Source organism: Rhizomonospora bruguierae, assembly GCF_018397995.1.
In the GTDB taxonomy this organism is placed as follows: Bacteria; Actinomycetota; Actinomycetes; order Mycobacteriales; family Micromonosporaceae; genus Rhizomonospora; species Rhizomonospora bruguierae.
Genome location: NZ_BBQH01000091.1, coordinates 21,295 through 27,932, shown reverse-complemented (window position 1 = coordinate 27,932; position 6,638 = coordinate 21,295). Strand labels below are relative to the sequence as shown.

7 protein-coding genes and 2 pseudogenes are annotated in these 6,638 nt (G+C 65.0%); 7 read left to right on the top strand and 2 right to left on the bottom strand.

Going from position 1 to position 6,638, the window contains the following annotated elements; all coding sequences use genetic code 11:
• The first annotated feature begins 971 nt into the window (after positions 1-971).
• From KJS59_RS28700 to KJS59_RS28690, 3 genes and pseudogenes are all read left to right on the top strand, one after another.
• Positions 972-1,313 carry a PPC domain-containing DNA-binding protein gene (locus tag KJS59_RS28700; RefSeq protein ID WP_213456768.1) on the top strand — a complete coding sequence of 114 codons (342 nt, stop codon included), beginning with the start codon at positions 972-974 and terminating at the stop codon, positions 1,311-1,313.
• 354 nt (positions 1,314-1,667) lie between these two features.
• A pseudogene (locus tag KJS59_RS28695) lies at positions 1,668-2,057 on the top strand (type II toxin-antitoxin system RelE/ParE family toxin); the annotation flags it as partial.
• A 2-nt stretch (positions 2,058-2,059) separates the two neighbouring features.
• Positions 2,060-2,374: a transcriptional regulator gene (locus KJS59_RS28690; RefSeq protein WP_213456766.1), complete on the top strand. Its 315-nt coding sequence runs from the start codon at positions 2,060-2,062 to the stop codon at positions 2,372-2,374.
• Between the two features lie 777 nt (positions 2,375-3,151).
• On the opposite strand, the gene KJS59_RS28685 is transcribed toward KJS59_RS28690, so the two are convergent.
• Entirely contained in the window at positions 3,152-3,493 is a 342-nt protein-coding gene (locus KJS59_RS28685; protein ID WP_213456764.1) for a hypothetical protein, read from the bottom strand.
• 187 nt (positions 3,494-3,680) lie between these two features.
• On the opposite strand from KJS59_RS28685, the gene KJS59_RS28680 reads away from it, so the two are divergent.
• From KJS59_RS28680 to KJS59_RS28670, 4 genes and pseudogenes are all read left to right on the top strand, one after another.
• Positions 3,681-4,547 carry a helix-turn-helix domain-containing protein gene (locus tag KJS59_RS28680; protein WP_213456762.1) on the top strand — a complete coding sequence of 289 codons (867 nt, stop codon included), beginning with the start codon at positions 3,681-3,683 and terminating at the stop codon, positions 4,545-4,547.
• A 12-nt stretch (positions 4,548-4,559) separates the two neighbouring features.
• Positions 4,560-4,763 carry a DUF397 domain-containing protein gene (locus tag KJS59_RS28675; RefSeq protein ID WP_213456760.1) on the top strand — a complete coding sequence of 68 codons (204 nt, stop codon included), beginning with the start codon at positions 4,560-4,562 and terminating at the stop codon, positions 4,761-4,763.
• A gap of 66 nt (positions 4,764-4,829) precedes the next feature.
• A pseudogene (locus KJS59_RS32390) lies at positions 4,830-5,102 on the top strand (integrase catalytic domain-containing protein); the annotation flags it as partial.
• Between the two features lie 85 nt (positions 5,103-5,187).
• The gene (locus KJS59_RS28670) at positions 5,188-5,535 is read left to right on the top strand and encodes a VOC family protein (RefSeq protein WP_213456758.1); all 348 of its coding nucleotides are present in this window, start codon (positions 5,188-5,190) and stop codon (positions 5,533-5,535) included.
• 238 nt (positions 5,536-5,773) lie between these two features.
• On the opposite strand, the gene KJS59_RS28665 is transcribed toward KJS59_RS28670, so the two are convergent.
• Complete coding sequence (locus tag KJS59_RS28665; protein ID WP_213456755.1) at positions 5,774-6,625, bottom strand: TetR/AcrR family transcriptional regulator; 852 nt, start codon at positions 6,623-6,625, stop codon at positions 5,774-5,776.
• Positions 6,626-6,638 lie beyond the last annotated feature (13 nt).

Below are 6,638 nucleotides of genomic sequence, written 5' to 3'. Positions count from 1 at the left end.
GCCCATAACGGCCGACAACGATCCCATCCGCTGCCAAGAGGACAGCGACCGCAGGCGTTACTCAACTAAACCTGCACGGTCATCCTCCACCGGAGGCGCGGAGGTGGCCTGTGAAGACACCCTGGCCCGCCGAAGTGCACCGAACCTGGGCTTCCTCTACGACCAATCGGCACCCGCCCACCTGATAGACGACCACAAAGCCGTTGAGTGGCTCGCATGGCACCTTTGGCAACATCGCAAGGACGACCTGGACTCCTCGGAGATTCCCCAGCCAATCGCGCAACGCCTAAACACGCATCCACACGTCACGCGGACAGCAGGCGGCTCATATCGTTTTACGGACCCCGCGCTAACAGACGTCCTGGTCGCCCATCGTGTGTTTGGCGACATCGCTCAGGGCAGCGGGCATCTCCTCGCCACCGCACAGACCAGCCACGCTACCGACCTAGCCATTAGCACGCTGGCGGCCAACAACGAAGGAGCACAACGAGGGCTGACCGCGTGGATGCGCAGGGGTGCCACAGCAGTCCTCAGGGTCAACTCAGCCGGCATTCTCGCCAAGGTGGGGGCGGCCGAACTAGGCGATGCGGCAATCTCCGCCATACGCAGCGACCGAGACGCCAGGCACCTTTATGTCACCGCTGTCGCCAGCCGAGTCCTGGGATTGCCATGGGAGCGAGCAGCGCACCTCTCCGGCACAACCAGTCCGCAAGCAGATAGTTGGACGCTTGACGATGGTGGCCACAAAAGGGAGTGGGCGTCCCAACGACTCGCCGCCGAGCTTAAGAATAGCCGCGACGCTGCCGCCCGATGGTGTAGTGCCGTGCTACTCGCCAACTGCATAGATGTCGAGAATGCGCGAACCAGATCCGCCCTCATGTTCGCCGTAGAGCACGAGAAATGTCGCGAGAACTTGCGAGCATATGCGGCAGTGCTGGCCGGCGTAACTCCTCTATCGATTGGATAGGCAAATGAAGCTGCTAAGCGTCAAGCCTGGCGAAGAGCTAATCGAGACGCTGACTCGGCGAGCCGCAGAAGAGGGAATAGCGAACGGCGCTATCGTCTCCCTCATCGGCGCGGTCGATGAATGCGCCATCAGCAACATGCGCGCCGACGATGCGAGCACGGATATCCTCAACGAGTATCGGCAGCCGTTTGAGCTGAGTGGAACGGGAGAAATCCGGGACGGAAAAGTCCATGTGCATGTTGTCCTCGGCCGAGAGGGCGACACTACCCTTGCCGGCCATCTGCACTGGGCACGCGTCGAAACCTTCTTCGTGCACGCGTACACCCTCGCATTGAAGGAGGAGTAATCCGCGTTCAGCGGGCACCGTGAGCCGCTGACGTGAGCCCGTTGTGAGCCCGGACGCCTACGAACTGGCCACCACGGGCAATCACTGACCGACAGTCGTAGGGGTGTCTACCTGGACAGATAGACACCCCTACGGACCGTCAATCACCCGCGATCATGATTGGGATTCAACTCATAATCCCTCGGTCGCGGGTTCGAGTCCCGCCCGCCCACCGCATGACGTGATCTCGTCGTTGACCTGTGCTTTCGTGGTTCGCGTGACCGAGACGTGGGCTGGTAGGTAAGTGTTTCGCCCGTTTTGCTGGATCGGGCGTGGCCGGGGTCGGCCGTGTATAGGGTGAGCTATAGTTGCTCCGTGACCAACGGGCCAGCCCGACGCTGGGCGATCAGGACGACAGGTGATGTCCGTGACTGGTTACGGGCTCTGCGTCAGACCGACCCGGCGGCGTACCGGTCCGTGAACGCGGCGATCGACATGCTTGCGGAGACCGGTCCGGGTCTGGGGCGTCCGCTGGTCGACACTCTTCGGGATTCGAGCATCGGCAACCTCAAGGAGTTGCGGCCGAGGTCTGGCCGCGACGTCGCCATTCGGGTTCTGTTCGTCTTTGATCCATGGTCGCAGGCGGTGCTGTTGGTCGCCGGCAACAAGGCAGGAGACTGGACGCGGTGGTACGAGACGGCGATCCCAATCGCTGAGGTCGCCTACGAGGGTTGGCTTGCCTTCGAGAGGAAACGGAGGGAGGGCTTATGGTCGACTTCCATGACTGGGACGACATCCGCGCTGAGCTGCACGATGGGGACGACGCCGAGCTCGATACGGAACGTGCTCGCACCGAGGCGTGGGTCAGCGCGTTTCACCTCGCCGAGGAGCGCAAGCGTCTCGGTCTCACCCAGCGGCAGGTGGCAGAGCTGATGGGGGTGACGCCCGGCCGGGTGAGTCAGATCGAGAACGGTGATCTGGACGCCAACGAGGTGGCGACCCTCAGCCGATATGCACGAGCACTGGGTGCCCGGATGCGGATCATCTTCGACTACGGCAGCGACCTCCGGCAGATCGCCTGATCTCCGCAAACCTCAGACGACATCGCGTACGGCGAGGCCAGTCGTTCCAGCGAACCGTGCCGATCGGGCGAGTCGAGATCATCGAGCACGGCCCGACGTCCGCGAGCAGGGCAAACCTACGGGTAGCGGATCACCGGCGATCGTGGCGGTGTGGTTCGTATGGTGGTGCCTCCGGCCCACCAGCAAAACCTGGCGCACACCAAGATCAAGGGTGTACGCCAGGGTGTACCGCACCGATCGGCGCCCGCCGGAACGTCGCTCTCCGCCACCCCAGGCGGGGATGTCACCCCACCGGATGATGGCGGCCTTGCCGAGCCGATCCGCGCCCCCCGTGGCCATGATCAGCAAGATCGTCGCGGTGATGCCCGGGACGTATACCGGCTTGCGTCTGTTCGCCGCAGACACAGAAAACCGGCCCGTCAACGTTTCACCGCTCCATCATGGATGGTGCTCGGGCCATCGGGCCGTTCGAGTAACCAGCTCACGGCCAACCGCCGAAGCTGAGTCAGTCCGGGCCGCCGACGAGGCAGCCGTCCGTGCCGCACGAAGACCATCTCGGCCGCCGAGCGCTCAGTGCATCGCCGGTTACTGGCGCAGGCAGAGCACGACACAAGGTGCCGTTCGAGGACGGCCTGGGCTGCGACTAGCTGCTCGTTGACGTCCTGCCGGTGCTTGCCGGTCATCGGTCGGCTCGCGGGCCGCTCGTGGGGATCTGCGCGGTCGTCGTTGCGCCGCACCGCGGGCACCACCGCGACTTGACACGCAGCGCCACCAGCCCTACCGCGAAGCCGAGTAGACCCGTGCCCGCCAACGCCAACACTTGGGGCATAGCGCCGCTCCCCTCTTCTTCGGACCGGGCCTCTTCTGGCGGACCACAGGCAAGGGGTGCGGCGTCCACACGTAAACCAAGCCGCCCAGGCGGACAAGCACCGTGCGCTTGGCGATAGCCGCACCGGTAGGCCCGAGCTGGTAGCCGCGCAGCCAGGCAAGGCCCGGAGCGATGGGCTCCTCCTCGATGCCGGTGATCTTGAGCCTGATCGACCGGCGGCCTTCGTACTGGTAGTTCGCGGCCCGGCCGATCACGACGACATCGCCTGGCCGCGGCATGCGCATCAACATGCAGACCTCCGACAAGCGGGCCGGCCCTCCGGCCCGATCCCGATTCGTTGCGCACTCATGAATATCATGCGTCCGCATGCTAGGACTATGCAAGACTTGCATTTACAGGTTCGTCATAAGTTCGGCCCGGCTTGTCCTTGCATCTGCCCGACCGGGACACTCTGACTACGAACGGAGCGGAAGGATCATGGAGTTGTCGGCACGTCGCCAACTGCCTACCGTGCGCCTGCGCCGCCTCGCGGCTGAACTGCGCGCCCAACGGTCCACGGCCGGACTGACGCGCGAGGAGGTCGGCGAACAGACGGGCATCAACCCGGCGACGCTGTACCGGATCGAAACGGCACGGGTCAGGCCCCAACGCCGCACACTGGTGGCGCTACTCGACAAGTACGGCGTCACCGATCCGGGCGACCGGCAACGCCTGATCGACCTATCCAAGCAGGCCGCGCAGCTGGGCTGGTTGCAGGCGTACGAGTCGGAACTGCCCGAGGAGTACACCACCTACATCAGCTTCGAGGCAGAAGCCCGCAGCGTGCGCAACTACGAATCGCTGTTCGTACCAGGACTTCTCCAGACCGACGACTACACCCGGGCGGTCGTGACGGCCAGCCTGCCCCACGCCACTGAGGACGACGTGCGCCGGCGGGTCGAGACGCGCGTCCAACGCCAAGCATCAATCAATCGACCCGACCCGCTCAAGCTGTGGGCGATCGTCGACGAGGCCGTCCTGCACCGCCAAGTCGGCGGCCCAGCCGTGATGGCCGACCAACTCCGCCACCTGCTCACCATGACCGAAAAGCCGAACCTCACCTTCCAGGTACTGCCGTTCCCGGTCGGCGCGCATCCCGGCATGCACGGCGCGTTCGCCGTGATGGACTTCCCAGACAGCGCGGACCCCGAACTGGTGTACGTCGAGAACATGGCCGGAGCGCTCTACCTGGAGAAAGAACCCGACATACGGCGGTACACCGAAATGTTCAACCAACTGCGGGCGGCAGCACTGAACCCCGTCGACTCCCGCAAGCTGCTGCACAGCATGATCCGCTCAACCTGACGAGGTGCCACAGTGAACGCCCCACCCCTCGACAACGCCACATGGCGGAAGAGCACCCGCAGCGGCGCCAACGGCAACTGCGTCGAGGTAGCCCACCTTGACGATGCCTTCGCTGTTCGCGACAGCAAGAACCCCGACGGCCCCGTACTAATCTTCCCAGCCGACGCATGGCAGCTCTTCATCACTGCCACCAAGTCAGGCGAGCTCGCCCAGTAGCCACACAACGAACGCCGCCAAGCCGCCGCCCCGAGCGCCGGACCGCAGCTGTTCTTGTCTGGCGGCATGGAGATCGCGTTGGTAGGCGCCCCCAGGCCCCGGCTCTTGGCCAACCGGGGCCAGGGCAGGCCTGGTCGTGAGGCATCACCAAGCTGTACGGCCCAGCGCCCCGGGATCTACTACGACGTGTACGTCATCCTGGACATCTACTCCCGGTACGTGCCCGGCTTCCCGATCGCGCCGACCGAGACCGGCGAATTAGCCGAGGATTTCATCGGGATCGCCATCGCCGCAGCCGGTGTAACGCTACGGATGATCCACTCCGACCGGGGGACCTCGATGACCTCCAACCCGCCGCTCTGGCGCCTGGTGAGCGGGGCTCACTACCCGTACGAACCGGTACTTCGCATGCCAAAATCAAGGCATGACGATTCGTCGTACCGTGCCCGATATCACCACCGCCGACCCGGCCGCGAGCAGCGGCTTCTACCAGCTTTTGGGCTTTCGCGAGGAGATGAACCTGGGCTGGGTGATCAACTTGGTCTCACCGTCCAACCCCACCGCCCAGGTCATCCTCATCACCAAAGATGCGGCGGCCTCCGTAAATCCGGATCTCAGCGTGGAGGTCGATGACGTCGACGCCGCCTACGAGGCGGTACGCGCGACGGGCGCAGAGATCGTGCACCCGATTACCGACGAGCAGTGGGGCGTCCGGCGCTTCTTCGTCCGCGACCCAGACGGCAAGGTGGTCAACGTCGTCAGCCACCGCTGACCGGCAGAAGGGCCCACGGCCTACCCGTCCCGACAAGCCCTCTCGTCGAGTCTGGCGAGCCGGTGACGCGCGCGGAACGTGACGTCTCCGCCGGCCAAACGAGCGCCCTAGAAGCGGCAGATGAGCGTGCCGGTCCTCGATCGGTGTACAGCACGATTGAGCCGCGGAAACCAGTAGACCGCCATCACCCACCACGTCGATGCGTGGGCGTCGCGCGTGGCCGTGAGCGGCATACTGGTCAGCGTGCCGGAGCAGCAACCAGGTCTGAGATCCCCGATCGGAAACCCGCGATGGCGGTGAGTAGGTCGTCGACGCGGGTCGGGTTCCATGCCACGCCCGGATCGGGTTCGACGTAGCCGAGGACGGTTGAAGTGATCATGTAGATGGCGGGCGTCCATTCCGCTGACTCGGTGCTTCCGAAGGCCCGCATGTGTCGCGGGGCTTGATCGGTGGGGTCGCCGAGGCTGAGCTTGGTGAGCAGGCCCGTCATGGTCGCTCCGGCCGCGCGACTCATGAGTTCGAAACCGTCGGGTCCGGCCAGGGGCGGGATGAGGCGATAGCCGAGTAGCGCGGTGAACTGCGCGTACGCGCGCGCTCGCGCCTCGACGGAGCGGCGTTCGGCGGCGACGAGTTCGGCGGCGACGGCGTCCCGCACATCGTCGTCTGTGATTCCTTGGTGGCTTGCCAGCAGGCTGGTGAAGGTACGCCATTCGGGTGCGGTGCTGGCGACTTCGTAGTCGCGGCCGATGGATACGCGGAGCAGTTCGACGACGAGATTACGGTGCCCCTGGGGAGACTCCAACCACTGGGCGTAGCCGCGGACGACATCGGCTGCGGGCCCGGTGATGGTCGCCTCCGGCGCGGGGAGCGTGGTGCCGCTCGCGAGCTTCATGAGCACTTCGCCGTAGAACTGGTCGCGCTTGGGCCACCGGCGGTAGGCGGAGGTCCGCGAGACTTCGGCCCGCCGGACAACCTCGTCGAACGCGATCCTCTCCAGGCCGGTGGAGATGCCCTGTTCGTGCACGAGCATGACCGCGGCATCGAGGATTCGCCGTTCCGTCTCTCGATCACTCATCCGGCGCCGCTGCATGAACCTCACCCTA